At 64.9% G+C, this 259-nt stretch carries 1 protein-coding gene; it reads right to left on the bottom strand.

The genetic code is table 11. From position 1 onward, the window contains the following. A partial coding sequence (locus AC5Y30_RS25555) for a phosphopantetheine-binding protein (RefSeq protein ID WP_499922112.1) occupies positions 1-259 on the bottom strand: 259 nt, incomplete at both ends.

Here is a 259-nt window from a genome sequence, read left to right as displayed (position 1 = left end):
AAGCCTGGCCCGGGCCACCACCTGAATAGCCGAAATGGAGTCCCCACCCAGCTCGAAGAAAGAGTCCTCGACACCGACCCGCTCCACGCCCAGGACTTGGGCATAGATACCGGCCAGAATCTCTTCGGTGGACGTGGCCGGGGCCCGATAACGTTCGACATCGCCGTAATCCGGCGCCGGCAGGGCCTGCTTGTCGAGCTTGCCGTTGACCGTCAACGGCAACGCCTCAAGCACCACCACCGCCGCGGGCACCATCCAG

The organism is Mycobacterium sp. NGS27 (assembly GCF_059813005.1).
This window is presented reverse-complemented; position numbering and strand designations above follow the sequence as displayed.